General features: G+C 70.0%; 23 protein-coding genes and 1 tRNA gene. 9 read left to right on the top strand and 15 right to left on the bottom strand.

What is annotated here, in order from left to right; all coding sequences use genetic code 11:
• On the bottom strand, positions 1-625 hold a 625-nt coding region (locus MXD58_RS03120; protein ID WP_284677789.1), incomplete at its 3' end, for a nitrogenase component 1.
• Positions 625-2,013 (bottom strand): nitrogenase iron-molybdenum cofactor biosynthesis protein NifE, encoded by a 1,389-nt coding sequence (gene nifE, locus MXD58_RS03125; RefSeq protein WP_248838504.1) that lies wholly within the window; start codon positions 2,011-2,013, stop codon positions 625-627. The genes MXD58_RS03120 and nifE, both read right to left, overlap by 1 nt.
• 84 nt (positions 2,014-2,097) lie before the next feature.
• On the opposite strand from nifE, the gene MXD58_RS03130 reads away from it, so the two are divergent.
• On the top strand, positions 2,098-2,259 hold the full coding sequence (locus MXD58_RS03130; protein WP_248838505.1) for a hypothetical protein: 162 nt from the start codon (positions 2,098-2,100) through the stop codon (positions 2,257-2,259).
• A gap of 4 nt (positions 2,260-2,263) precedes the next feature.
• Here MXD58_RS03130 and nifK read toward each other — a convergent pair whose 3' ends face one another.
• From nifK to nifV, 4 genes are all read right to left on the bottom strand, one after another.
• Positions 2,264-3,826, bottom strand: coding sequence for a nitrogenase molybdenum-iron protein subunit beta (nifK, locus tag MXD58_RS03135; RefSeq protein ID WP_248838506.1), 1,563 nt, complete (start codon positions 3,824-3,826; stop codon positions 2,264-2,266).
• A 213-nt stretch (positions 3,827-4,039) separates the two neighbouring features.
• Positions 4,040-5,500: a nitrogenase molybdenum-iron protein alpha chain gene (gene nifD / locus MXD58_RS03140; protein ID WP_248838507.1), complete on the bottom strand. Its 1,461-nt coding sequence runs from the start codon at positions 5,498-5,500 to the stop codon at positions 4,040-4,042.
• A gap of 44 nt (positions 5,501-5,544) precedes the next feature.
• Positions 5,545-6,408 carry a nitrogenase iron protein gene (gene nifH / locus MXD58_RS03145; RefSeq protein WP_248816881.1) on the bottom strand — a complete coding sequence of 288 codons (864 nt, stop codon included), beginning with the start codon at positions 6,406-6,408 and terminating at the stop codon, positions 5,545-5,547.
• A 184-nt stretch (positions 6,409-6,592) separates the two neighbouring features.
• A complete protein-coding gene (nifV, locus tag MXD58_RS03150) occupies positions 6,593-7,810 on the bottom strand; it encodes a homocitrate synthase (protein WP_248838508.1) in 1,218 nt (405 codons plus the stop codon).
• Between the two features lie 773 nt (positions 7,811-8,583).
• On the opposite strand from nifV, the gene MXD58_RS03155 reads away from it, so the two are divergent.
• The 3 genes from MXD58_RS03155 to MXD58_RS03165 all read left to right on the top strand — a co-directional run bounded on the left by MXD58_RS03155 (position 8,584) and on the right by MXD58_RS03165 (position 12,248).
• A complete protein-coding gene (locus MXD58_RS03155; RefSeq protein WP_248838509.1) occupies positions 8,584-9,018 on the top strand; it encodes a hypothetical protein in 435 nt (144 codons plus the stop codon).
• Between the two features lie 344 nt (positions 9,019-9,362).
• A complete protein-coding gene (locus MXD58_RS03160) occupies positions 9,363-9,905 on the top strand; it encodes a TetR/AcrR family transcriptional regulator (protein WP_248838510.1) in 543 nt (180 codons plus the stop codon).
• 132 nt (positions 9,906-10,037) lie between these two features.
• Positions 10,038-12,248, top strand: a complete 2,211-nt coding sequence (locus tag MXD58_RS03165; RefSeq protein ID WP_248838511.1) for an MMPL family transporter — start codon at positions 10,038-10,040, stop codon at positions 12,246-12,248.
• Between the two features lie 18 nt (positions 12,249-12,266).
• Here MXD58_RS03165 and MXD58_RS03170 read toward each other — a convergent pair whose 3' ends face one another.
• Both MXD58_RS03170 and MXD58_RS03175 read right to left on the bottom strand, forming a co-directional pair.
• On the bottom strand, positions 12,267-12,857 hold the full coding sequence (locus tag MXD58_RS03170) for a nuclear transport factor 2 family protein (protein WP_248838512.1): 591 nt from the start codon (positions 12,855-12,857) through the stop codon (positions 12,267-12,269).
• Between the two features lie 95 nt (positions 12,858-12,952).
• Positions 12,953-13,588 (bottom strand): TetR family transcriptional regulator, encoded by a 636-nt coding sequence (locus tag MXD58_RS03175; RefSeq protein ID WP_248838513.1) that lies wholly within the window; start codon positions 13,586-13,588, stop codon positions 12,953-12,955.
• A gap of 121 nt (positions 13,589-13,709) precedes the next feature.
• Between MXD58_RS03175 and MXD58_RS03180 the strand changes: the two genes are divergently transcribed.
• Entirely contained in the window at positions 13,710-15,323 is a 1,614-nt protein-coding gene (locus MXD58_RS03180) for an MFS transporter (RefSeq protein WP_248838514.1), read from the top strand.
• A 148-nt stretch (positions 15,324-15,471) separates the two neighbouring features.
• On the opposite strand, the gene MXD58_RS31585 is transcribed toward MXD58_RS03180, so the two are convergent.
• Entirely contained in the window at positions 15,472-15,702 is a 231-nt protein-coding gene (locus MXD58_RS31585; RefSeq protein WP_308301885.1) for a MerR family DNA-binding transcriptional regulator, read from the bottom strand.
• An 80-nt stretch (positions 15,703-15,782) separates the two neighbouring features.
• Between MXD58_RS31585 and relB the strand changes: the two genes are divergently transcribed.
• Together relB and MXD58_RS03195 are read left to right on the top strand one after the other, a co-directional pair.
• Entirely contained in the window at positions 15,783-16,487 is a 705-nt protein-coding gene (gene relB / locus MXD58_RS31590) for a type II toxin-antitoxin system RelB family anti-toxin (RefSeq protein ID WP_518477040.1), read from the top strand.
• 632 nt (positions 16,488-17,119) lie between these two features.
• Positions 17,120-17,740, top strand: coding sequence for a hypothetical protein (locus tag MXD58_RS03195; RefSeq protein WP_248838515.1), 621 nt, complete (start codon positions 17,120-17,122; stop codon positions 17,738-17,740).
• Positions 17,741-17,999: 259 nt separating this feature from the next.
• On the opposite strand, the gene MXD58_RS03200 is transcribed toward MXD58_RS03195, so the two are convergent.
• The 3 genes from MXD58_RS03200 to MXD58_RS03210 all read right to left on the bottom strand — a co-directional run bounded on the left by MXD58_RS03200 (position 18,000) and on the right by MXD58_RS03210 (position 20,565).
• Positions 18,000-18,072 (bottom strand) — tRNA-Ala (locus tag MXD58_RS03200).
• A 286-nt stretch (positions 18,073-18,358) separates the two neighbouring features.
• Complete coding sequence (locus MXD58_RS03205) at positions 18,359-19,423, bottom strand: ParA family protein (protein ID WP_248838516.1); 1,065 nt, start codon at positions 19,421-19,423, stop codon at positions 18,359-18,361.
• A 299-nt stretch (positions 19,424-19,722) separates the two neighbouring features.
• Entirely contained in the window at positions 19,723-20,565 is an 843-nt protein-coding gene (locus MXD58_RS03210; RefSeq protein WP_248838517.1) for a maleylpyruvate isomerase N-terminal domain-containing protein, read from the bottom strand.
• A gap of 189 nt (positions 20,566-20,754) precedes the next feature.
• Between MXD58_RS03210 and MXD58_RS03215 the strand changes: the two genes are divergently transcribed.
• A complete protein-coding gene (locus tag MXD58_RS03215) occupies positions 20,755-21,102 on the top strand; it encodes a molybdopterin oxidoreductase (RefSeq protein WP_248838518.1) in 348 nt (115 codons plus the stop codon).
• 159 nt (positions 21,103-21,261) lie between these two features.
• Here the strand turns inward: MXD58_RS03215 and arfB are convergent, their stop codons facing one another.
• From arfB to MXD58_RS03230, 3 genes are all read right to left on the bottom strand, one after another.
• On the bottom strand, positions 21,262-21,696 hold the full coding sequence (gene arfB / locus MXD58_RS03220; protein ID WP_248838541.1) for an alternative ribosome rescue aminoacyl-tRNA hydrolase ArfB: 435 nt from the start codon (positions 21,694-21,696) through the stop codon (positions 21,262-21,264).
• Between the two features lie 72 nt (positions 21,697-21,768).
• Complete coding sequence (locus MXD58_RS03225; RefSeq protein ID WP_248838519.1) at positions 21,769-21,915, bottom strand: DLW-39 family protein; 147 nt, start codon at positions 21,913-21,915, stop codon at positions 21,769-21,771.
• Between the two features lie 179 nt (positions 21,916-22,094).
• The gene (locus tag MXD58_RS03230) at positions 22,095-22,886 is read right to left on the bottom strand and encodes a nuclease-related domain-containing protein (protein ID WP_248838542.1); all 792 of its coding nucleotides are present in this window, start codon (positions 22,884-22,886) and stop codon (positions 22,095-22,097) included.
• A gap of 688 nt (positions 22,887-23,574) precedes the next feature.
• On the opposite strand from MXD58_RS03230, the gene egtA reads away from it, so the two are divergent.
• The coding region (gene egtA, locus MXD58_RS03235; protein WP_308301886.1) for an ergothioneine biosynthesis glutamate--cysteine ligase EgtA at positions 23,575-24,622 on the top strand (1,048 nt) is incomplete at its 3' end.

Consider the following 24,622-nt stretch of genomic DNA (forward strand, 5'->3'; position numbering starts at 1 on the left):
TCGCGCGAGCGGTGCCGGCCGACCGGCGCCGGGCGGGCGGGGCCGAGGCCGCGACCAGCGCGGACGCCCCGTCCGCAGGGCCGCGGGCCGCGGCCGGTGCCGGGATGATCGCCCGGATCAGCGCCTCGAGGGCCGCGGACCAGCCGTCGGTGAGGCCGCCGACGAAGTCCGGGGTGGACACCCCGATGATCAGCGGCGCCGAGGCGGTGGTGGTGTCCGGGGAACCGTCGGGGCCCGCGCTGTCGGTGTCGGCCTCGGCCCAGGCCGCCAGGTAGGACCGCAGCTGGCCGCCGACGTCCTCCCCCGAGACCTCGGTGACGCCGGTGGTGAGCAGGCCGATCACGTCCGGACGCTGCTTCTTGCGGATGGCGTCGAGGGTCGCGACCATCGCCTCACCGCTACCGACGACGGCGGTCACCTCGCTGATCGCCGTGGTCTGCAGCGGGATCGGCTCGTTGAAGTGCCGGGTGAGCAGGGCCTTGGCGAACGACGCGCAGCCCTGCGAGCCATGCATGATCGGCAGCGAACCGGCGAGGCCGAGGAAGACGAGCGCCGCGCCGAGTGGCTGGCTGAGCTTGAGCGGGTCGATCGCGGCACCCCGCTCGGCAATGACGATCTTCGCCATCACGCCACCTCGGCCAGGTCGACGAGGACAGGGGTGTCCCACGGCGCAGGCCGGCGGACCTGCTCCCAGACGGGGCTGGAGATCGCCAGGTCGAGGCGGCGGGCGAACTCGACCATCCCGGTGTAGCCCGCGTAGGGGATGTGCCGTTCCTGGTTGATGTCGAGGAACGGCAGCCGGCCCTTGATCGCGGTGTACTGGTTGCGGCCACCGGCGACGAGGATGTCCGCGCCGGTCTCCGCCGCCACCCGCAGCAGTTCCCGCGGACTGCCCTCTTTGATCATCTTCGCGTCACCGAGCAGCTCACGGATCTTCTCGACGTCCCCGTCGGAGCTCTTCGTGGTGCCGCTGCCGACGACCTCGATGCCGAGGTCCTGCAGCGCGGAGACGATCGACCAGCTCTTGACGCCGCCGGTGTAGAGCACGGCCCTGCGGCCGGTCAGGCGCTCCCGGTACGGCGCGAGCGCCTTCTCGGTGGCGGCCTCCTCGGCGGCGATGAGTTCCTCCGTGCGACGGGTGAGCTCGTCGTCGCCGAGCAGGCGGGCGAAGCCACGCAGGGTGTCGCCCATCGCCCGGGTGCCGTAGAAGCTGCCCTCGAACCAGGGGATGCCGTAGCGCTCGTCCAGGCCGCGGGCGAGACCGAGCAGCGCCCGGGAGCAGACGACCATCGACGCCTTCGCCCGGTGGGCGCCGGCCACGTCGTGGTAGCGGGCGTCGCCGCTGATGCACGCCCGGACCCGGATGCCGAGCCGGCCGAGCAGCGGCAGCACGTCCCACAGCTCGCCGGCGATGTTGTACTCGCCGATGAGGTTCACGTCGAAGCGGCCGACGTCGGCCGGCTCGACGGTGCCGATGACGTGGTCCAGCAGGGCCTGGCCGGCGATCTTGTTGCCGAGGTTCTTGTTCCCGACGAAGCCGGGGGCGTCGACCGGGATGACGGGCACGCCGGTCTGCGCGGTGGCGGCCGTGCACACCGCGTCGAGGTCGTCGCCGATCATGGCGGTGACGCAGGTGGTGTAGACGAAGACCGCCGGGGGCGCGAAGCGCTCGACGACGTCGAGGATCGTGTCGAACAGCCGCTGCTCGCCGCCGAGAACCACGTCGTTCTCGGTCATGTCGGTGGTGAAACCGCGGCGGTACAGCGTCGGCCCGGACGACAGGCTGCCCCGGCCGTCCCAGGAGTTGCCGGCGCAGGCGATCGGGCCGTGGACGATGTGCGCGCTGTCGACGATCGGCACCAGGGTGATCATCGCGCCGTCGAAGGTGCAGCCGCCGGAGGTACCACCCGGCTTGGGCTTGGGGCAACCGGCCTTGCGCTGCTTCTCGCTCTTGGTGCTGTTGGTGTCACAGGAGGTTTCGGTGAACAACGCGGCACGGTCTGCAGCAGACATAGGCCATCCTCGGGAGGGGGCGGTCCTCGGGTGAGGCTGGACAAGGGGGTCGGTCGACCCGGGAGGGAGTCGACCGACCCGCCCGTGAGCGGGGAGTCGGTGCAGGTGGTCCTGGCCCGTCTCGACCCGCGGGGAGTGGTCGGCCGGCCGCAGGGAGCGCGGTGGGCGCGACCGGCCGACCACGTCTGGCCCCGGCTGGTCGCCGCGGGCGGCGACGCCGGTGGCGATCCCGGCTACAGCAGGTGACGGGTCAGCGGACCGCGTCGAAGCTGTGGTCGGGGGCCTCGCGGTCCATCTCGTCGAGGATCGTGTTGACGAGCTGGGTGAGCAGGTGCAGCCCGCCCGCGTACCCGATGATCGGGAAGCGGTGCAGGTGGTGCCGGTCGAAGATCGGGAACCCGACCCGGACCAGCGGCACCTTCGCCTCGCGGGAGATGTACTTGAGCTGCATGCTGCCGATGAGCAGGTCGACCGGCTCGGTGAAGACCAGCGACCGCAGGTGCCAGAGGTCCTTCTCCGGCCAGACGGTGGCCTCCGAGCCGAACTTGCTGGCGGAGAGCACCTTCTCCATGCGGGCCTTGAACGTGCTGTCGGCGTTCGTGCTCACGATGTGCACGGGGATCATCCCGAGCTCGAGCACGAACCGGGTCAGCGCGATGACCAGGTCCGGGTCGCCAGCGATCGCGACGCGCTTGCCGTGCACGTAGGCGTGCGAGTCGGTGATCGCGTCGACGAGGCGGCCGCGCTCGACGGTGAGCTCGGTCGGGACGCTGACCTCCGCGACCCGGGCGACCTCGGTCAGGAAGGCGTCGGTGCCCTTGACCCCAAGCGGGGTCTCGAGCACGACGGTCTCCTGCTTCCAGTCCTTCTGGATGTACTCGGTGGTGCGGTGCAGCGAGGTCTGCTGCAGGATCAGGCTCGCGCGGCTGAACTTCGCCTGCGCGCCGTCCGCGAGCGGGGTGCCACCCGGGTAGAGGAAGTACTCGCCCTCGGCCGGGGAGTCCAGCGAGCTGGAGTGGTCGCCCAGGATCAGCGGGTCGACGCCCATGAGCTCGAGGATGCGCCGGTACTCGCGGTGGTTGCCGACGTAGGTGTCGAAGCCGGGGATCACGTTCAGCCGGGGCCTGTCCGACTTCGTCACCTTCGACGCGTCCGCGTCCGGGGACTTCGCCAGCATCTCGAGGATGCCCTTGAGCATCACGTCGTAGCCGGTGATGTGCGAGCCTACGAAGGACGGGGTGTGGGCGTACGACACCGGGAAGTCCTCGGCGATGACGCCCTGCTCGCGCGCCGCGCCGATGTAGGCGAACAGGTCCTCACCGATGACCTCGGCCATGCAGGTGGTGCTGACCGCGATGTGCTTCGGCTTGTAGAGGGCGCTGATGTTCTCCATCGCCTCGACGAGGTTGTTGATCCCGCCGAACACGGCGGCGTCCTCGGTCATCGAGGTGGAGGCGGCGGGTACCGGCTCCTTGAAGTGCCGGGCGAAGTGGCTGCGGAAGTACGCCACGCAGCCCTGCGAGCCGTGGACCAGCGGCATGGTGCCCTCGAAGCCGAGCGCGGCGAGAACCGCGCCGAGCGGCTGACAGGCCTTGGCCGGGTTGACGGTCAGGCCCTCCCGGGCGAAGTTCTTCTCGCGGTACTCCCACCCACGAGTCCAGTCCAGAACCCGCTGGACCTCCTCCTTGGGGGCCGCGTCCTCGAACTCGCGCTTGCCCTCGAACTGCTTCTGGTAGACCTCGTCACGAAAGATGTCGTTGTGGTCGAGGACACGCAGTGGGACTTCGCTGCTGTTCTCCGGGGTCGTCGTCACCGGACGTCCTCCTCTCCCCTGTGGGGCTGTCCCCTACGGGGCTCTTGATGCCTGGCCGGCAGCCGCCAGCCACCGCTGGTCGCTGGCGGCTGCTATCGGCCAGTGCTGGGAAAACCGCGCGTACCGCGGGTGCCGGGCGGTGCACGCCCGGCGGTTCGGCTAGCGCCGGCTCACGCCTGGCCGCTCATGCCGAGTGCCGTGTGGACGGCTGGGTCAGGACACCTCGCCGGCCTTCGACCAGGGAGCCTCCAGGAGGTCCCAGGCCGGGCTGTTGATCGCGATGTCCATGTCACGGGCGAAGACCGCGAAGCCATCCACGCCGTGGTAGGGCCCGGAGTAGTCCCAGGAGTGCATCTGCCGGAAGGGGATGCCCATCTTGTGGAAGACGTACTTCTCCTTGACGCCCGCACCCATCAGGTCCGGCTTGAGGAACTTGGCGAACTCCTCGAGCTCGAACGCGGTCGGGTCGTCGTAGAGAACGGTGCCTTCCTTGAGCATGGCGTAGGTCCGGGTGTAGTCGTCCTTGTGGGCGAACTCGTAGCCGGTACCGACGACCTCCATGCCAAGGTCCTCGTACGCGCCGATGGTGTGGCGGGGGCGCAGGCCACCGACGGCGAGCATCACCCGCTTGCCCTCCAGCCGGGGCCGGAACGCCTTGGTGATCTCGTCGAAGCGGACCTGGTAGCGAGCGATCGCCGCCTCGGTCTTCGCCTTGATCTCGTCGTCGAAGAACTCGGCGATCTTGCGCATGGAAGAGATGATCTTCGTCGGGCCGAAGAAGTTGAACTCGGTCCAGGGAGTGCCGAAGCGCTCCTCCATGGTGGTGCAGATGTAGTTCATCGAGCGGTAGCAGTGGATCAGGTTGAGCTTCGACAGGTGCGTCGACTTCATCTCGTTGATCGTGCCGTCGCCGGACCACTGGGCGATGACCCGAAGGCCCATCTCCTCGAGGATCCGCCGCGACGCCCAGGCGTCGCCGCCGATGTTGTAGTCACCGATCAGCGCGACGTCGTAGTCGGTCTGCTCGAAGGTGCCGCTGCCGGTGCCGAGCACGTGGTCGCGGACGGCGTCGTTCGCGATGTGGTGGCCCAGGGACTGGCTGACACCGCGGAAGCCCTCGCAGCGAACCGGGATGATCGGGATGTCGTTCTTCTTCGCGGACTTCTTGGCGACGGCCTCGATGTCATCGCCGATCAGACCGATCGGGCACTCGGACTGAATCGAGATGCCCTTGGCCAGCGGGAACAAGCCGACGATCTCGTCCAGGACCGTTTCCAGCTTGGTGTCACCGCCGAAGACGATGTCCTTTTCCTGGAAGTCGGTCGTGATCTGCATCGCCGTGAAGTTGTCGACGCCCAGGTGGCCATGGGCATAGTTGCGCCGGGTGGCCCAGGAGTACTGACCGCAACCGACTGGCCCGTGACTGATGGTGACCATGTCCTTCACCGGGCCCCACACCACACCCTTGGAACCGGCGTAGGCGCAGCCACGGATCGTCATGACCCCAGGGCGGGACTTGATGTTGGACTTGACCTCGCACTCCTTCGACCCCTCGGGGTCGTTGGACTTGATGTGCTTGGCCCGGAACTTGGCTGCCTTCGCGGGGTACTGGGACAGAACCTCGGCGATCATCGCCTCGGTCTCGGCCCTCTCGGGTGCCGGGGTCGTCGTCATGGTCAGGACCTCATCCTCGGTGTCGGAGCAGGTGGTTGGGACTGTCAGGCGACGGCGGCAGCCTTGCCGATCACGGTCTCGTCCTCCTGCGCCATGATCCCGAAGTCGATCAGGAGCTCCTCGAGCTCGTCCATGGTGATCGGGGTCGGAATCGTCTTCATGTCGTTGTTGACGATCTTGTTGGCCAGCTCGCGGTACTGGTCGGCCTGGCTGTTCGTGGGGTCGTACTCGATGACCGTCATCCGGCGCAGCTCGGCGTGCTGCACGACGTTGTTACGCGGGATGAAGTGGATCATCTGGGTGTTGAGACGGCGGGCGAGCTCCATGATCAGCTCGTCCTCGCGGTCGGTGTTACGGCTGTTGCAGATGAGCCCACCGAGGCGGACACCGCCGGAGTGCGCGTACTTGAGGATGCCTCGGGCGATGTTGTTCGCCGCGTACATCGCCATCATCTCGCCGGAGGTGACGATGTAGATCTCCTGCGCCTTGCCCTGGCGGATCGGCATCGCGAAGCCACCACACACAACGTCACCAAGGACGTCGTAGGTCACGAAGTCCAGGTTCTCGTAGGCGCCGGCCTCCTCCAGGTACGTGATGGAGGTGATGACGCCACGGCCCGCGCAGCCCACACCCGGCTCCGGGCCACCGGACTCCACGCACTTGATGCCCCACTGACCCTCGACCAGCACCTCGTCGAGCTCCAGGTCCTCGACGGAACCCTTCTCGGCCGCGAGCTGGATGACGGAGGTCTGCGCCTTCGCGTGCAGGATCAGGCGGGTCGAGTCGGCCTTGGGGTCACAGCCAACGATCATGACCCGCTGACCCATCTCGGCCATGGCCGCCATGGTGTTCTGCTGGGTGGTGGACTTGCCAATACCACCCTTGCCGTAGAAGGCGATCTGGCGCATTCGGTGCTCCTCCTTGGTACGGTTGCCCGGCTCGCGGATCCGCAGGCGTGGCCCCGCCGGTCGGGCGGGCCGCGCGCAGTCGTGTCCGCGGGGTGCCGGACGTGCCGCCGGTCGTTTGGACCGGGACGTCGGCACTACCGTTGTGCTGGTCGTGCTGAATCCGTCGGCGCGAGTGCGCGGTCGGTCAGACCGGCTCTTCGCTCGTCGGGATCCCCGCTCGGGGGGCCGGCATCTCGACCCGCCCGAGAAGCTCGTGGAAGTCGCGGCTGCCCAGACCGCGCTTGTGCTTTGTCGCGGCGATCCGAACCTGCTCGACGAGCGGTTCGAGCTCGCTTTCGTCGGCCTCGATGCCGCACTGCTCCAGCGCGTGGCGAACACTGGCCCGCCCGCTGTGCTTGCCGACGGTGAGCCGGCGCCGCCCGCCCACCTCGGCCGGGTCGAACGGCTCGTAGGTCGCCGGGTGACGCAGGATCCCGTGCACGTGAATGCCGGACTCGTGCGCGAACACCGACTCCCCGACAACCGCCTTACCGGCGGGCAGCGGCCGGCCCGCGGCCCGCGACACCAGCCGCGCCAGCGTGCGGAACGAGGTCGTGTCGAGGTCGACCGGGAGCTTCAGCAGGTGCCGAAGCGCCATCGCGACCTCTTCGATCGGAGCGTTCCCGGCGCGTTCGCCCAGGCCCAGCACGGTGGTGCTGACCCAGGTGAACCCCGCCTGGACGGCGGCGATGGTGTTGGCCGTCGCCAGGCCGAAGTCGTCGTGGGCGTGGATCTCCCACGGCCCCGGGACCGCCCTGACCAGTCGCCCCAGCCGGTCATACGCGCTCACCGGGTCGAGCAGTCCGACGGTGTCGGCCCAGCGCAACCTGGTGACGCCCAGTTCCCGCAGTTCGCCGGCCAGGTCCGTGACGAAGCCGTCGTCGGCGCGGGAGGCGTCCTCCATGCCGACGCTGACCCGCATGCCGCGGTCCGTCGCGTCCTTGACGCAGTCGCTGACCCGGCGCCGCGCCCAGGCCCGGTCCCGCTCCAACTTGCTCTTCAGGTGCAAGTCGGAAACCGGGATGGTCAGGTGCGCGGTGACGATGCCGCAACTCGCCGCGGCCTCGACGTCGCGGTGGTCGGCCCGGCACCAGCCCACGATCTCCGCCCGCGGGGCGGTCGCGAGGATCTCCCGCAACACGTCCCGTTCGGTGACACCCATCGCCGGGATACCGGCCTCGATCTGGTGCACCCCGATGGCGTCCAGGGCGGCGGCGATGGCGAGTTTCTCGGCCGCGGTGAATGCGACACCAGGCGCCTGCTCGCCGTCGCGGAGCGTGGTGTCACAGAATCTGATCGCCGCGTCCGCTCGCATCGTCGTGGCGGATGAGCTGGGAAAACTGCTGTCTCGCACTGTCATCACCAGCCGTCGCTCCGGTACTGAAGACCATGGGCTGCGCCGCGAACTGTGGTTCACCGTTTGTTCGGCGGCGACATGAATCAGACTAGGAGCCGATTATTTCGGACTGGCAAGCGCGGGTAACTTCGCGGTTAACAGGTATTCTTCGCAGATGAGCGGAAGATATGCGGCCACGTTATTGGTGACGATATCTCGAAGGATAAGTTCAAGGATAAGTTTTTCTTCGAGGACCACTCCGGAGCCGCCGGTGGCGCCCCCGTGCGTGGCTCCCCGCACCTGGCTGGGGTGCGTCTGGGCAGCGGCTGGGGGCCACGTGGTCGCGCCGCTCACCGGGCGTCGGGGCCAGTCGCGGTCGAAACTGGCAGGTCCGGCGGCCGCGCCCGACCGGTCAGCTGCCGGTAGGACCGAGGCGACGGCAAGTCGGCCCCTTTTTCGCTATTCAAGTGTTGCGGAAACGTGCTCATCGGCCCCCGCACTCGCCCGCGCGCCGGCGGTGCGGAGTACGCACTAATCAGCACGGCCGGACGGCGTCATCATCGTCCTGTGCAGCGAGGGTTAACGGTTCCGAAACCCTCCTTCTTGCTGCTGGGTTGGACCTGTCCTAGCGCCTGGGATATTCTTATGGATAAGAAAAAGAAACCTGGTCACGCCGGTACTGTCGGGCCGCGCCGGTGCCGGCGGAACGCAGGGCTTTCCCGCCCGGGAGAGCGGAAGGAGCTGGGCGTGTCGGTGCACGAGTACACGGGGAACCTCGGTTGCCAGCTGGGAGCGTAGAGATGTCTGAGGCGCAGATCATCGGTGTGCCAACCGACGCTCCCGGAAGCTGGGAGGACCTGCGGTCGGCCGTGGTGGGGAACAACGGAGTCTTCAGGACCACCATGGGCATGCTGCGGGAGATCGGTGGCTACGGCCGACTCGGCACGAACGTAAGGCAGATCCTCAGCCGCAACCTCGCCGGTATCGGCCTGGGGCACCTGCCGGTTGAGCTGCCCGCCTATCAGGACAAGGAGATTCTCCTCTTCCAGTACGGCACCCCCGCGGCCGAGATCGTCGAAGCGGTTCGTGAGGGCGCCTCGGACGGCGCGGAGAGCGCGCTGGTCCGGCTGAACTCGTCGCAGGACCTCGCCAAGGTGCGCGATGCCTCTCTCAAGGCCGTCGAGCTCCTGTCGATCCTCAACGACCGATGCCGGGACTGCGCCCGGCCCATCTAGCACCACGGCCTTCTGGCCACGCTCGATGACACTCGCCGGTCATCGAGCGACCACCGCACCACCCGTTCGGTCTGAACGGTGCGCTGCCCACCCCCCTTGCTCGGGCGGATCAATCTCCGCGGGCAGCGCCCTTCACCGACCGTGTCGCCCGATGCGTCCGGTGTTTCCGATGTCTGCGTGGCAGAGGGATCACTCTGGTCCTTCTAGCGCGTGTCGCGCCCGCCTTGTCGATGGCGAGGGACCACGCGGCCTACACCGGACCCCAGCGGTAGCAATCTGTGACGAGAGCTACTTTCCTGTCCGATCGGACAGTCCTGACCGATCGGCCAGTTAGTCTGGGCCGCATGACCCGGTCCGCCGCCCCGCTACGCCAGCAGCTCCTCGACGCCGCGCTGTGCCTGTTCTCCCAGCGCGGCTTCCGGGGAACGTCGCTACAGGACATCGCGCGGGAGGTCGGATGTTCGAAGGCCTCGCTGCTGTACCACTTCGCCAGCAAGGAAGCGATTCTGGTCGAGCTGCTGGCTCCCAGCACCGCCGGGATGACCGAGCTGACCGACCGCCTGCGGGACGAGCCCGCTGACCGGGTCGCGGCGCGGGCGGTCGAGGGTCTGGTCGACCTGGTCCTGCGTTTCCGCCGCGAGATCCAGCTGCTGCTCGCCGAGGTCGCCGACGTCAGCGCCGCCCGTGGGAGCGGCGGCGGCACGCAGGAGCCGGAACCCATCCTGAGCTGCCTCGCCGGCCGGTCGACCGAACCACAGGCCCGATTACGGGCCTGGATGGCGCTGGGCGCGATCACCCTTGGCGCCGCCGGCGCGACGGACCAGCCAACCGAGCTGGTGCGCCGCGAACTGGCCGCCGGCGCGCGGCGTGTTCTCAACCTCACCTGACATGTCGCGCGGAAGCGCAGCCGCAGGGGTTGGCCGCAGGTCGCCCGGACAGGAAATGTCCGACAACGGTCGTGCCTCTCACGGCCTGGTGCCAGCCGGTTAACGGCTGGAGAAACTGAAGGAGGTGGGCCCGTGGGAGCCCTACTGCATCAACTGGGTCGGTTCGCGATACGGCGGCGGTGGTTCGTCATCACCGGCTGGGTGGTCGTCCTGGCCCTGATCGGAGTGTGCGCTGCGGCCTTCTCCGGGCCCACGAGCAGCGCCTTCCAGATCCCCGGCACCGAGTCGCAACGCGCGATCGACCTGCTGGACGAGAAGTTCCCCGGCACCGGCGGCGCGGCCGCCCGGGTCGTCGTCGCGGCCCCCGCCGGCCACAAGCTGTCCGAGCCGCAGTACAAGGCGGTCCAGGAGCGCGCCCTCGCCCAGGTCGCCAAGGCCCCTCAGGTCGTCGGCGCCGTCACCCCCGCGAAGGCCACGATCAGCAAGGACGGCCGGATCGCGTTCGGCGACATCACGTACGCCGTGCCCGTCGACAAGGTGAGCGACGCCTCGAAGGACGCTCTGCGCGCCATCGCCGCCGAGATGCGCGCCGCCGGGCTGCAGGTCGAGTTCTCCGGCGGGGTCGTCGCCACCACCAGCGCCGAGGGCAACACCGAGGTCTACGGCGTGCTCATCGCCTTCGTCGTGCTGGCGATCACCTTCGGCTCGCTGGTGTCCGCCGGCCTGCCGATGATCACCGCACTGGTCGGTGTCGGGCTCGGGCTGCTGGGCATCCAGGCACTCTCCGGCGTCGTCTCGCTGAGCTCGACGGCGCCAACCCTGGCCCTCATGCTCGGCCTCGCCGTCGGTATCGACTACTCGCTGTTCATCCTGTCGCGGCATCGCCAGAACCTCGCCGACGGCATGGCGGTGGACGACTCGATCGCCCTGGCCACCGCCACCGCCGGCGGCGCGGTGGTGTTCGCCGGCCTCACCGTGGTGATCGCCCTGGCCGCGCTGTCCGTCGTCGGTATCCCGTTCCTCACCGTGATGGGCCTGGCCGCGGCGGCCACCGTCGCGATCGTGGTGGTGATCGCGGTGACCTTCGTGCCCGCCGTGCTCGCGGCGCTGGGCACCCGGGTGAACGCCGGGCGCGTCGGATTCCTCTCCCGCCGGGTCACGGCCGCGACCAGCGGCGACCGGATGAACTTCGGCCGGCGCTGGTCGGGCATCGTCACCGCGAAGCCATGGCTGACCGTGCTGGTCTGCGTCGCGGCCACCGTCGTGCTCGCCCTGCCGGCGACCAGCCTGAAGCTCGGCCTGCCGGACGACTCCAGCAAGCCGAGCTCCACCACCGAGCGGCGCGCCTACGACCTGCTCACCCAGGGCTTCGGGCCCGGCTTCAACGGTCCGCTGACGCTGGTCGTGTCGACCCCCGGACACACGGACGCCGCCGCGCTCGCCGGGCGGAGCGCCGGTGATCTCGCGGTGGCACCCGACGTCGCCGCCGTCGGCAAGCCTGTCGCGAACAAGGCCGGCGACGTCGCGATCCTCCAGGTCACCCCCCGCTCGGGCCCCTCCTCCGAGGGGACGAAGACCCTCGTCGGACAGATCCGCACCGCCGCCGCGCAGTTCCGCGCCGAGCAGGGCGTGCAGGCCTACGTCACCGGCACCACGGCGTCGAACATCGACGTCTCCGACAAGCTCGCGAGCGCGCTCCCACTGTTCCTCGTGCTCATCATCGGCTTGGCGCTGGTCCTGCTCATGGTCGTGTTCCGGTCGCTGCTCGTGCCGCTCAAGGCGGTCGTCGGCTTCCTGTTCTCGATCGCGGCGTCGCTGGGCATCACGGTGTTCGTGTTCCAGCAGGGCCATCTCGGCGGCCTGTTCAACGTTGAGACCGCCGGCCCGCTCGTGAGCTTCCTGCCGGTCCTGCTCATCGGCATCCTGTTCGGACTCGCGATGGACTACGAGGTCTTCCTCGTTTCCCGCATCCGCGAGCACTACGTCGACCATCACGACCCGAGCGAGGCCATCACCGCTGGCATGGCGACGACCGCCCGGGTCATCACCGCCGCCGGGCTCATCATGATCTCGGTGTTCGGCAGCTTCATCTTCGGCGACGACGCGGTCATCAAGTCAATCGGCCTGGCGCTGGCGGTCGGCGTCGCCGTCGACGCGTTCCTCGTCCGGATGACCCTCGTCCCCGCGATCCTGAAGATCTGCGGCCACCGGTCCTGGGCACTGCCCGCCCGCCTCGACCGGATCCTGCCCGACCTCGACCTCGAGGGCACCCACCTGACCGCCGGGGCGCAGACCCAGCACCCGGACGCCGCCGCCGCGACACCGGACGCGGACAGCGCCTGAGCCGCTCCGGCTGATCGGCTACTTCTGGTCGGGCTGTGTCCGGCCGGGCTGTGTCCGGCCGGGCTGTGCCCGGCCGGGCTGTGCCCCGGCGGGATGGGGCGCGCGCGACGGATCGGCGAGCGGGACCACCCGCTCGTCGCCGAAGCGGGTCATCGCGTGCAGCGGAGCGGTCACGACACTGATCAGCCGGGCCATCGAGGACCGCTTCTGCCGGCGCAGCAGGGCGGGGCCGATGGCGGTCATGACCGCCGTCAGCCCGGGCAACGGACGGCCGAAAAACGTCAGCTCGCGGATGAACCCGTTCTCGTCGAGGCGCAGGAGCTGGGCCTCCTCGAAGCTCACCGTGCCGGCCCGGCCGTAGTAGAACAGCGCCCGCGTCGGGCCCGCACCGACCTCGGTGTGGCAGCGCAGGTCACTGATCACCTCGAAGGCCGCGCTCAGCATGTCGTGGGCCTGCGCCCGGCCCTCGAACCGGAACTTCGCGGTCAGCGGCGAGATCACCGTGACGTCGGGGGCGAGCAGGGCTGCCGCCGCGTCGGCGTCGCCGGACTCCGCGGCGGCCCGCCAGGCGGCGACGGTCTGTGCGGGCGAACAAGCTGGCTCCGTCACGACGTCAGTCTCCTCAGCGTCGGGTGGCCGTCTCCGTCAGTGGCCATACCTGCTCAACGCGACACACCTGATCAACGTGGCCGAGCGGGATCTTCTCAGCTGGCCAGCTCGGCACTCGGTCGGCGCGGGTGGGCGGCGGAATAGTCGCTCTCGGCCGCGGCACGCAGGGCCGGCTGGAGCCGGTCGAAGGCATCAGCGGCGAGGTCGAGCAGGTCGAGACGTCCGCCGGTGTTGTGCCAGTGCGCGAGGACGGTGTCGACGGTGGCGAGCGTCCAGCTGGCCAGCAGGCCGGGGAGCGGACTGTCCGGCTCGGCGCCGAGGCGGGCGGTGACCAGTGTCGTCAGCGCCTCGGACCGTTCCCACTGAACTTCGGCGAGGCGGACCCGCAGCTCGGGCCGGGTGTCGACCATGCGCAGCACGGCCAGCGCCGGTGCTGGCGCCTCGGCGCACACCCGCAGCAGCGAGAAGGCGGCCGCGCGCAGCGTCTCGGCTACGGGTTCGTCGGCCGGGCGGGCGTCGACGAGGCTGTCGAACCCGGACGAACGAAAGATCTGGGAAACGACGTCCTCTTTGGCCGGGTAGTACCGAAAAAAGGTACGGGGGGACACCTCGGCAGCGGCGGCGATGTCCTCAACCGTCGTAGCCTCATACCCACGCTCAGTGAACAGCTGCGTGGCTGCGCTGGCCAGCGCCCTGCGCGTCTGTTCCTTCTTCCGTTCCCGCAAGCCCATCGATGCCTCCCGACCTCCCAGCGTAGCCTCATGGCAGATAAATGTTAAATGGCACACGGTTGCCATTTCGACGGGGAGTACCGAGACTGGGACCAGGCCCTTCTATCCATCGGAGGTCCCTGTGGCCGCATCATCCCCCGTCACCGCCGCGCCGTCCTCGTCTCCGAAGCACGAACGGCCGCGCGAAGGTCCGCTGGCCCGGCTTCAGGCCAACCCGTGGCTCACGCTGGTCAGCGTCGCACTCGGCGTGGTCATGGTCGGCCTGGACGGCACGGTTGTCTCGATCGCCAACCCGTTCATCGCCCGCGACCTCGGCGCGAGCCTCGAAAGCCTGCAGTGGGTGACCAACGCGTATCTGCTCGCGCTCGCGGTGCTGCTCGTCGTCGGCGGCAAGCTAGGCGACCGGCTCGGCCGCAAGAAGGTCTTTCTCACCGGCATCGGCGGTTTCGCGCTCACGTCGCTCATGGTCGGTCTGTCCGGCAGCATCGGCCAGGTCATCCTGTGGCGGGCGCTGCAGGGTGTGTTCGGTGCGCTGCTGATGCCGAACACGCTGGCGTTGCTGCGCTCGGTGTTCCCGGCCGAGAAGCTGAACGCCGCCATCGGCATCTGGGGCGCGAGTTCGGCGATCTCGCTCGCCGCCGGCCCGATCGTCGGCGGCCTGCTGGTGGAGCACGTCAGCTGGGAGTCGGTGTTCTACATCAACGTTCCCGTCGGTCTGATCGCGTTGATCGTCGGCTTCGCGGTCGTGCGGGAAAGCCGGGACACGCGGCCTGACCAGCGGTTCGACCCGCTTGGCCTGGCGCTGCTCTCCGGCGGCCTGTTCGCTCTCGTCTTCGGCGTGGTCAAGGCGCAGACGTGGGGCTGGAGCAGCGCGAACACCTTCGGATTACTCGGCGGTTCCATCGTGCTGCTGGCGGCGTTCGTCGCCGTTGAGCTGAAGGTGCGTGAGCCGCTGCTGCCGATGGCATTGTTCCGCGACGCGTCGGTGTCCGTCGGCACGGTCCTGGTCCTGGTGAACTTCTTCGCGATGTTCGGCGTGATGTTCTTCATCACGCTGTACCTGCAGAACGTCCACGGCTACTCGGCGGTCGCCACCGGCGCGCGGATGCTCCCCCTCACCGTGGTGTTCATGTTCGGCAGCCCGCTCGCGGCCACGCTGACCACCCGGTTCGGCCCGCGTGTCCCGATCGGGATCGGGCTGTTCCTTACTTCGATAGCGCTGTTCCTGCTGACGCAGCTCGGCACCGACTCGTCCTACGTGCACCTGTGGCCGTCGCTGCTCGCCCTCGGTGTCGGCGTCGCGTTCGTCGCGATGGCCTCGGCGGAGGCGATCGTCGGCAACGCACCGCTGGAGCTCTCCGGCGTCGCCGGTGGGCTGCAGAGCACCGCGATGCAGCTCGGCGGCGCGATCGGCACGTCGGTCCTCGGCTCGATCCTGGCCGCCCGCATCGACGGCGTCCTCGTCGACAAGGTCGTGAACGCCGGCGCTCCCGCCAGCGCGGCCGAGACGCTGAGCCGCAACGCCGAGACCGTGAGCCAGGGTCTCGCGCCGATCCCGCCCGGGACGTCCGCCCAGGTCAGCGAGGCGCTGACCGCCGGCGCCCACGCCGCGTTCATGTCCGGACTGCACGTCGCGCTCCTGGTCGGCGCGATCGTGACCCTGCTCGGCGCACTGGCCGCCCCGTTCATCCGCACCAGCGGACAACCGGGCGAGACGACGGCGTTCGTCGCCTGAGTCCTGCCTGGCGCCCGCCAGACCGAGGGAGGTGCGGCAGAGTGGCCGTGCCTCCCTCTCGTCATTTCCCCTTCTCCCTCCACTCAGATCGTTTTGATCCACTCGTCGGCCGTGGTGACGGTCGCCTGACGCGGGAAGACCTTCTCGGTCAGGACGCGGTGCACCTCTTCGTCCAGGTCGGCGCAGGCATCGGCGAGGACGGTGAGCCGGTAGTCGAGTCGGCGGCCAGGCGGATCGTCCGCACCACGTCCTGCTCGGTGTACTCCCGATGCCCAGCGCCCGTCCGACCCGACGGCCTGAGCAACCCGATCTGATCCCAGTGATGCGACGTCCGCACGGTCAGCCCACTCGCCTCCGCGAGCGGCCCAACCTTCCACACCTACTCAAACCCCATACCGCCAGCATGCGACCTCACCCGACGTCAGCCGCAAGCCCGCCGGCTCGACGCCGGCAGCCGAGGTGCGCCGCGCGCGAGGACTGACCCAAGAGCAGGTGGCGGAACGGATGGGGGTAACCAAGGGCCGGATCTCACAGATCGAGCGGGGTTCACCTTCCGGCCAGGAGGTGGTCGCCCGCTATGCCGCCGCCCTCGGCGGCCAACTACATCAGGCCATCGACTCCGACGACGGAGATATCGCCGCGATCGCCGCACCCGGCGCAGCACACGATTACACGCACACCAGCAGCTCATCCCGGCGGTGGACATCGACTCGCCGCGGTCGGAGGCACTCGGGTTCGGGGCCGGCCTGCCGGTTCGCTCCGCGAACCGCGGTCCGCAACGCACTCGAACCGGTGGGGAAGCTACCCGGCGCGCCGTTCGACTCCGTCGGTGTGAACTACCTGCTGCACTGCCTGCCCGGTGACCTTGAGACCAAGGCGGGCCAGCTGCTGGCATCGATCCGGCCGACCATGGCACCCGACGCGGTGCTGTTCGGCTCGACCATCCTCGCCACCGCGGCCACGGTGTCCAGGCCGGCCCGAAGGCTGCTCGCCTTCTACAATCGGAAGGGCGTCTTTCACAATGTCGCCGACCACGCGGAAGCCCTGGACCGAGTACTCGGCACGGCTTTCACGCACCACCGGGTGGAACTCGTCGGCGGGGTGGCAACGTTCGTCGCGTCCGGCCCCACGCCACTTGGCTCCGGCCTGATCGATCCAGCCTGATCGCCCAACTCGACGCCGCCGGTTGGGAGCCGCGGAGGAACGACAGCCAGGGCAACGACGATCATCATTGGCGGCCGGGGCGGTGTCCGCTGCCGTTGCCCGGCGGCGCCGTGGGGACCATGCGGGCACATGGCCCTGAAGCTTCGGCCGATTTCCACCCGGTGCTCCATCCGGCCGTTCGGCGGCCGGCCCGGTCAACGCGCGGACCATCCCGCCCATCGGCCGGCCGCCCTTCCGGCTGGGGCTCCCAGTTCCTGGCGAGTTCCGCTGCCTTCTGGTACGTCAGCGGGCTTGTTCCTGTCATCGTGCGGCCCGGCTGGCACCCCCGGCACCCGCGTCGAATCCACCCCCACGACTGGTCGGTATAAGCGTGAACAGCCAGAAAACGGTGCTGCGTGGAAGCTCGTGTCATCCGCGAAGAATCACAATCGGGCTCCGCTTACGGATCTCACCGAATTTATGGCCGGACACTTTCTGTCCGCTTACCGACATTGCCCATCTGGTGCCGGCGGTGGAAAAATAAACGCGCCGCCATGGTCGGGCAGACCCGCCGGGTCTTCTCCGCGCTTCCGCCCCACCCACCCGAGGACTGTGGTGAGAGCAGAGATTGGTGCGAGCAAACAGGAGGAACCATGAGTCACTCAGTACTGGCGAGCCGCAAGCGGATCCGCGCCTTCCGCGAGAGCCATTATGTGCTGCTGGTCGCCGAGGGCGATCTACCCACTCCCGGGTTCAACGTCGACATCACGCCGAGCCCACTGCGGATCTTTCCGGCGGAGTTCGAACTCCGATGCTACGCGCGGCCCGGCATCTTTCCGCAGATCGTCACGCCGTACCGGTATGCGGAGGCGGTCCGCTTTCCCGAGGACCAGAACACGATCACGGTCATCCACACCGACGGTACAGACCGTGTCCAGATCGAGCCCTGTGGACCCGAGCTCGCCGGCTATGCGGCCGCCGTCCGCGGCACATCCGAGCGCGACGTCTCTGCCAGCGGCAACTCCGGCCGTTCCACGTCCGGCAGCGGCACGTCGACTGCGGCGTCGTCCCCGGCGGACGAGGCCGTCGGGCTCTCTCCCACGCTCAGCTTTGACGACGCGTTCGCCAAGGCCCTGGCGAACCTGCCGTCCGCCGGCGAGCCACCGCACCCCGATGCCCTCAGCCGCGTCGAGGTGAAGGAGATCAGCGGCCTGTTCGGCGGCTTCGCCGGCTTCCACCATCTCCTGGTTCGGGTGAGCCGGACAACGTCCTGACCAGCCCAACCCGCTTCCGCCAGGCAACACGGTAAGCCGCTGCGCCAGCGCTGAAGGCCCGCGTGACGCTGACCGAGCTTGGTTGTCGCGGGCGTGGCGGCCGGCGACTCCGCCGCCCGGCACGCGAGGCAGGAAAGCTACAGCGGGTCGCGACGCCCTGTCCGTCAGCGCATCGCCGGAGGTGCGGGGGTCGTCCCCCGGCCAGCATCGCGGCTGCTGGAAAGCGCCCGAAGGGCGACGGACAGCGGAATCCAGCGAGTGGAGACGAGGGGAATCGAACCCCTAACCCCTGCCTTGCAAAGGCAGTGCTCTGCCAATTGAGCTACGTCCCCTCGGGACGCACCGCCCTGGCGAGGGCCAGCCCGCAGGCCGGTCACGCTGCGGCGGAGCGCGGTCCTAGCGTACGACATCCCGCCAGCGGCGGGAACGCGGACGATCGCAACGCAGCGGAGGCCGTCCGGATGCCGGCGCGGCCCTCCGGACGCGGGTGTGGCTGAGCGGGTTCGGGCCGCTTTTGTAGGGGCAAATCGGGCTAGGAGGCCTGCAGAAGCGGCCCGGAGAGTCTGCCCGTGCGCAAGGTGGAGCGGCACGCCGGTCGGGTGGCACGCCCGTCAGGTGTCAGGAGGGGCGGCGGAGGGTCGGGTCGATGTAGGCGAGGCGCTCGCGGACCTTCAGCGCCAGGTCGCGGAAGTCGCTGTAGCAGCGGCGGACGGCGGTCTGGGTGCCGCCCAGAGCGCCGTCGCCGGCGCGGAGTTCGAACATGGGCTTGCGGGCGTCGTGGGCCAGCGGGATCAGGTTGGCGTAATTACGCAGGGTCGCGATCTCGAAAGAGCGGTCGTGGGAGCCGGGGTTGCCGGAGCCCAGGACCGAGGTCGCGAAGACCTCGGGGATGCGGTCGAGCCAGCGGTCGTGGGCCTTGGCCGGGCGATCGGCGCGAGCGGGGGGCTGCATGACGATGTAACCGATCGGCATCATCAGGCCGCGAGGCGCGGGAATGCGGTCGGGGACCTTCGGCAGGACGGTGCCCTGCCAGGTCGAACGCCAGTCGCGCAGGGTCGGGCCGAGGTTGCGCAGGCCGCGCAGGGAGAACAGATCGGCGGCGATCGGCATGAGCACCGTGTCGGCGGACAGCAGCGACGCCCGGTTGATCGCGCCGAGGTTCGGGCCGACGTCGATCAGGACGATCTCGGCACCGACGGAGCGGGCGCCGTTCTCGATCACGCGATGGAGCGCGGTCGTGGTGCGCAGGGCGGCGATGTCCTTGCCGAGGAAGCTGTTCGGCCAGGCAGCGGACAATCGGTCCTCGAACGTGCTGAGTTCGACGTCGCCGGGCAGCAGCCACAGGCCGTCCTCGATGGTCACCGGTGCGCACAGGTCGACGTCGCCGACGCCCTCCATGATTGGTGCGATCGCAGAGGCCATCGTGCCGGTGTCGGGGCTGGTCCGCGAGACCCGCGCGTCGAGATCGAACGGCTTCGGGGCGGACGACGAGGTGTCCTCCGGTTCGCCCCAGAGCATCGTCAGCTCGTCCTCGTCGAGGAACTGGGCGGTGAGGTTGGCCTGTGGGTCGAGGTCGACGGCGAGGATCCGGTGGCCCATCCGCTGGAGCATGTGCGCCAGGTGGTAGCAGAGGGTCGTCTTGCCTACGCCGCCCTTGTTGTTGAACAGCGCCATCGTGATCATCTGGCGATCCGATCGCGGCCGCCTTGAGGAACCTCACCCCGGCTGTCCGTCATGTCCGACACGGCATGCATTCTCGCCCCTGCCGGATTCCCCGCGTCGGGCGGGCAAGCCGAGAGCAGCCGGTTGGCCGCAGTCGGCAACGGCACAGTCGGCAACGGCACAGTCGGCAACGGCACAGTCGGCAACGGCACAGTCGGGAACGACACAGTCGGGAACGACACAGTCGCGACACCGTTCCCGACTGGAGATCGTCACGGACCAGCGCCGAGGCGCGGATGCCGAAGCGGTTGCGGCCTGCGTTACGACCAGGGGCCGAGGTCCGGCCAGCCTGGCGCACCCGGCTCCCGGCCGGTCAGCCAGGCCAGCGCGGGCAGCGTCGGGACGTCAACGACGACCAGTTGGTCACCGCGGCCCACCGCGGTCGACGGCCGGTCTCCGGGCGCGAGCAGCAGGGTGACGTCGGCGGGCACCCGCGCCGGCAGCCCGCGCACCGTCCACGCCCATTCGACCTCGACGTACGCGCGCCCGAGGTCCGCCCAGCGCGGACCGCCCAGATCGTCGAGGTCGAGGTCGACGAGGTGGATCTCTACCTCGCGCCAGCGCAGGAACACCAGATCCGCGAGGGCGGTGTCGCCATACGAGCTGACCCAGCCGCGGCCGGTGCGCCAGGCGTCGACGGGGGTCGTGTCCCAGGACCGTTCCAGACGGGTGACGGCGTCGGTGAGCTCGGCGCGTGCGGCTGCGGCGGTCACGTCCTGACCGGCGGCGATGTCGTCGTCGCGCTGCTGCTGGCCGCCGGGGTACTGCTTGCGGACCTCGCCGCGGGACGCGGCCTCGAACATGCCCCGGTGGCTGTCAGCGTTGCGGGCAAGATGGGTGAGCAGGTGGGCGACGCTCCAGCCGGGCAGGCCGCAGGGGCGGCGCAGCACGTCGTCGTGGACGCCGCCGACCACGTCGAGCAGCCGGCGGTGGGCGGCGGCGACCCCGGCGAGGAGGTCGTGCGGGATGACCGAGGGCAGGTAGCCGGAACCGGACAGTACGCGCCCGGGCATCGCGGCGGCATTCGCGGGCTCGAGGCCGGTCTCCTGGGCCGGTCGCGCATCGGTGGCGTCGACGGAACGGGATGCGGGTGGGGCGGCCATAACGCCACGGTGCACCCTGCGGCCGCGCAATGCCAGGGGAAATCGCCGACCGGGGCGATGGTCCGGCGCGGGCGGCACGGTTCCCGCCGATTTGATCCACCCGGCGCGGACGATGATCGTAACGTCGCCGCCGGGGTGGCCTAGGCTGAGGTCACGGGTGTCACCGGGCACGGGCGGAAGGGCGGGCGGATGTTCACGACTCCTCGCTTCCTGCAGGGAATCGTCCCGTTCGAGGGCCGCGGCCTGGACGCGCCGTTCTCGCTGGGGGAGCAGTTCAGCTATGTCGTCCCGGCGGGCATCACCGCGCAGCCGCTGTACTTCCGCGGCGGAAACTCCACCGACGAACTCGTCTGCGCGATCCTGGCGCGCAACGGCACACCAATGCGCTATTTCCCGATTGGCGCCCGCGCCTCCGTGCACGTCCCGCTGCGCGTCATCCAGGACCTGGCGCCCGACACGCACGTCGAGCTGCGCCTGGCGGCACCGGCGGGGCTGGTCGGCACCCTGGTCGCCGACATCGGCATCGTCGAGCTCTGACCTGTCGGACGCCGAACCGTCGAACGCCAAGCCGCCAAGCCGCCAAGCCGCCGAATTCCGAACCGCCGAACACCGAACCGCCGAACACCGAACCGCCGAACCGTCTAACTCCGAACGTCGGACGCCGACCGGCTCGCCCTGACCGCGGCCAGCACGCGTCTACTCGTCGCCCGGCCCGGAGCGCCGATTGCGCTTCGTCGTGGAGCGGCGTTTCTTCGACTGCAGGCGACGTTCGACGGATCCCCGGGACGGCTTGGTCGCCCGCCTGGCCCGCGGCGGGCGGGTGGTGGCGGTCCGCAGCGTGTCCACCAGCCGTTCGAGCGCGGCCTCGCGGTTACGCAGCTGGGAACGGTGCTCGCTCGCGACGATGGTGAGCACGCCGCCGTGGAGCCGGCCGGCGAGACGGGTCGTCGCCCGCTCCCGCAGCACCTCCGACAGCGTCGGTGAACCGGCGAGGTCGAAGGACAGCTCCACCCGCGAGTCGGCGGTGTTCACCCCCTGCCCGCCCGGACCGGACGAACGGGAGTACCGCCACTGCAGCTCGGTGGCGGGCAGCACGAACCCCGGGCTTATCAGGATCTCCCGGGGCAGCATGACGTTCATGGTGCCCGATCCCGGGCGCCGCGTCAGCCGGCTTTCGGCCTCGTCAGCGCGGCCGGGCCAGGCTCAGCGCTGGCCGGACAGGGTGTCGGTGGTGGAGGTCGCCTCGCGCCAGAGGTCGATCTCCTCGCCGCCGCGAGCCCGCCGCCGGACGGCGGTGACGGCCGCTCCCGCACCCGCCAGCAGCGCCAGCACGGTCATCTTGCGGGCCATGTCGACTCCCTCATCTCGACGCGCGCATCGGCGTTCGCGTCCGCGGTGGTCCAGCCCGCGACGGCTGGATCAGTAACACGGTATCCCGGTGTGGACAGGCTGTCCGACAGGCTGCGGACCCGCCGGCGACCGCTTTGATCCACGTGAATCCACGGGCTGTGCCGGTCGGGTGCGGCGACTCAGCGGCGCAGCAGGCCCCGCAGCCGGGAGCGGGCCGGCCAGGACGGCGGCGGGCCGGCCACCTCGTAGGCGGGGAAGGCCCGCTCGGCGACGTCGACGAGCATCGCGACGTCGATCGGCCGCAGCACAACGCCGGCGGACAGGACGTAGTCGGCGACGCCGGCGGCGGGCAGCAGCAGCACGCCCTCGACCAGGGCGAGACCGGCGGGAACCTCGGCGCGGGCGAAGGCGACGACCGGTTGAACCTCGAGCTGCCAGCCGCCCGGCAGCTCGGCGAGCAGCTGCGCGGTGGCCTCCTCGCCCATCCAGGCGACGAGCCCGAGCATCGCGCGCAGCGGCACCTTGGCGGCCCAGACACCCGCGGAGTTCTGTCGCACCGGCCCCTCATGGGCATCGGTCTCGATCACCCAGGCGCCGGACGGGCCGATCACGAGATGGTCGACGTTGCCCGCCGAGTCCGCGAGGGCCCGGTCGTGCAGCACCGTGTAGCCCGCTCGGATCAGGCGGTCGAGCGCGCGGGCGGTGCTGCGTTCGGCCTCCGCGTCCTGGCGCCACGCCTCGATCTCGGGCGGAGTACGCAGGAAACGGGTAGCGCCGACAATGGCGACCGCGAGCACGGCAAGTACCGACAGTTGCGCGGTCACTGCCGCCGACGCTCCGACGGCACCGCCGAGCAGAACGACGACGACGACCGCCGCGGCCGCGACGACTCCCGCGAGGATCAACGCCCGCGGTCTGTGATCTCCGCGTTCAGCGGAGTACAACTCCCTGCGCCGCAGGTACTCGGCCATCGCCGAACGTCCCGCTGACTGCCGATCGGACACGCCGCGGTCACCACCTCCCGGCGCCGTCAGGACGCCGCCGCGCTTGGTGCTGTCTCCGGGGCGGGACCCGATCAGGTCGCGGTCAGTCACGACGCGCTACCGGCTTTCTGGTCCATCCCGGTCACCATTCCATGGAATTCACAACAGCGACAGGGTCAAGGGCGTGGAATATGCGAGAGAGAACCACGTTAAACCCACATCTATACCACCCATCGGCGTGGCCGCCGAGACGACACCGCGTGGAGCCGCCGGGTAGGGACCGGGCGGCGCTGGGGAGAACATCCGTGGCCGCCGCCATCGGGCGCGGCGCGCAACGGTTGCAGCACCGAGAAGGAGCCGCAGGATGCCACGTCACGCGACACCTCGGGGGCCCGGGGCCGACGCGTCGCCCCCTGACCGCAGCACGCCGGGCGAGGCGAGGGCCCACCCGTCACAGTCCCGCCAGTCCGCCGTGAGACCTGCATCCCTCGCGTCCGCAGACGCCGCCGCGTGCGCTTCCTCCGCCCGGCGGCTGGACCGGGACGCGGTCCTCGCCTTCGCGGCCGACTGCGTGCTGCCGACCCCGACCCTGAACCCGGGCCCCGGCGCGTCCGGAGACACGGCCGCGCCGGGGAAAAACGCCGATCCGGGGACAGGCGCCCGGTCGGGGACGAGTGTGGGGATCGAGACGGAGTGGTTCGTCGTCGACAGCCAGGACGTCCACCGACCGGTCGAGCCGGCCCGGACCCTGCGGGCGCTGGCGGCCATCGGCGGTGGCCCAGACAGCGGGGAGGCAATCCTGGCGGCCGGATCGGTCCTGCCCGGCGGGAGCCGGATCACGTTCGAGCCGGGTGGCCAGCTCGAGCTTTCGGGGCCGCCTGCGCCCCTCGCGGCCGCCATCCGGTCCACCGGTGAGGACCTGCGGCTCGTGCGCTCGGCGCTGGCCGAGGACGGCCTGGCGATCGTCGGGATGGGCACCGATCCGCTGCGCGCCGGGACGCGTCACACCGACGCCTCCCGCTACGCGGCGATGGAGGAGCACTTCCAGCGCGGCGGCGGCAACGCGGGGCTGGACATGATGCGTTCCACCGCGTCCGTCCAGGTCAATCTCGATCTGGGCGCGACCGCGGCGGAGGCGGCGCAGCGGTTCCGGCTGGCCCACACCATGGGACCGGTGCTCACCGCGATGTTCGCCGCCTCCCCGATGCTGGCCGGCCGGCGCACCGGCTGGTGCTCGTCGCGCCAGCGGATCTGGGCCGGTATCCACGCCAGCCGCACGGGCGCCGTGCTGGAGCTCGCGGACCGCGCCGGTGGCATCCCCGCCGAGGACGACGGGGCCCCGCCGCCCGCCGAGGTGGTCCAGCGGTGGGCCCGCTACCTGTGCGACGCGCGGCTCATGCTGATCGCCGACCTCGAGGGCGAGGCCGGCCCGGTCACGGCCGGCGAGGAGCATCAGTTCCGGGCGGCGACCGGTGGCCACACCCTCGCCGACTGGCTCGACGGCCGCGGTCCGGTCAGCCGGGCGCCCACCCTCGACGACCTCCGCTACCATGCGACGACGCTGTTTCCGCCGGTGCGCCCGCGCGGCTGGTGGGAGTTGCGCTACCTCGACGCCCAGCCCGCGGACGGCTGGCGGGTGGCGGTCGCGGTCACCACCGCGCTGCTCGACGACCCGATCGCCGCGACCGGCGCGGCGCGGGCCTGCGCGCCGGTCGCCCGCAGCT

It is taken from the genome of Frankia sp. AgKG'84/4 (assembly GCF_023242965.2).
GTDB lineage: Bacteria > Actinomycetota > Actinomycetes > Frankiales > Frankiaceae > Frankia.

Coding starts and splice junctions, on each gene's coding strand:
- MXD58_RS03230 (WP_248838542.1), bottom strand. CDS start 22,886: ATGGCCGAGTACCTGCGGCGCAGGGAGTTGTACTCCGCTGAACGCGGA.
- nifH (WP_248816881.1), bottom strand. CDS start 6,408: ATGCGCCAGATCGCCTTCTACGGCAAGGGTGGTATTGGCAAGTCCACC.
- MXD58_RS03195 (WP_248838515.1), top strand. CDS start 17,120: ATGAGTCACTCAGTACTGGCGAGCCGCAAGCGGATCCGCGCCTTCCGC.
- MXD58_RS03215 (WP_248838518.1), top strand. CDS start 20,755: ATGTTCACGACTCCTCGCTTCCTGCAGGGAATCGTCCCGTTCGAGGGC.
- nifD (WP_248838507.1), bottom strand. CDS start 5,500: ATGACGACGACCCCGGCACCCGAGAGGGCCGAGACCGAGGCGATGATC.
- MXD58_RS03225 (WP_248838519.1), bottom strand. CDS start 21,915: ATGGCCCGCAAGATGACCGTGCTGGCGCTGCTGGCGGGTGCGGGAGCG.
- MXD58_RS03175 (WP_248838513.1), bottom strand. CDS start 13,588: ATGGGCTTGCGGGAACGGAAGAAGGAACAGACGCGCAGGGCGCTGGCC.
- nifE (WP_248838504.1), bottom strand. CDS start 2,013: ATGTCTGCTGCAGACCGTGCCGCGTTGTTCACCGAAACCTCCTGTGAC.
- MXD58_RS03205 (WP_248838516.1), bottom strand. CDS start 19,423: ATGATCACGATGGCGCTGTTCAACAACAAGGGCGGCGTAGGCAAGACG.
- MXD58_RS03160 (WP_248838510.1), top strand. CDS start 9,363: ATGACCCGGTCCGCCGCCCCGCTACGCCAGCAGCTCCTCGACGCCGCG.
- arfB (WP_248838541.1), bottom strand. CDS start 21,696: ATGCTGCCCCGGGAGATCCTGATAAGCCCGGGGTTCGTGCTGCCCGCC.
- MXD58_RS03155 (WP_248838509.1), top strand. CDS start 8,584: ATGTCTGAGGCGCAGATCATCGGTGTGCCAACCGACGCTCCCGGAAGC.
- MXD58_RS03210 (WP_248838517.1), bottom strand. CDS start 20,565: ATGGCCGCCCCACCCGCATCCCGTTCCGTCGACGCCACCGATGCGCGA.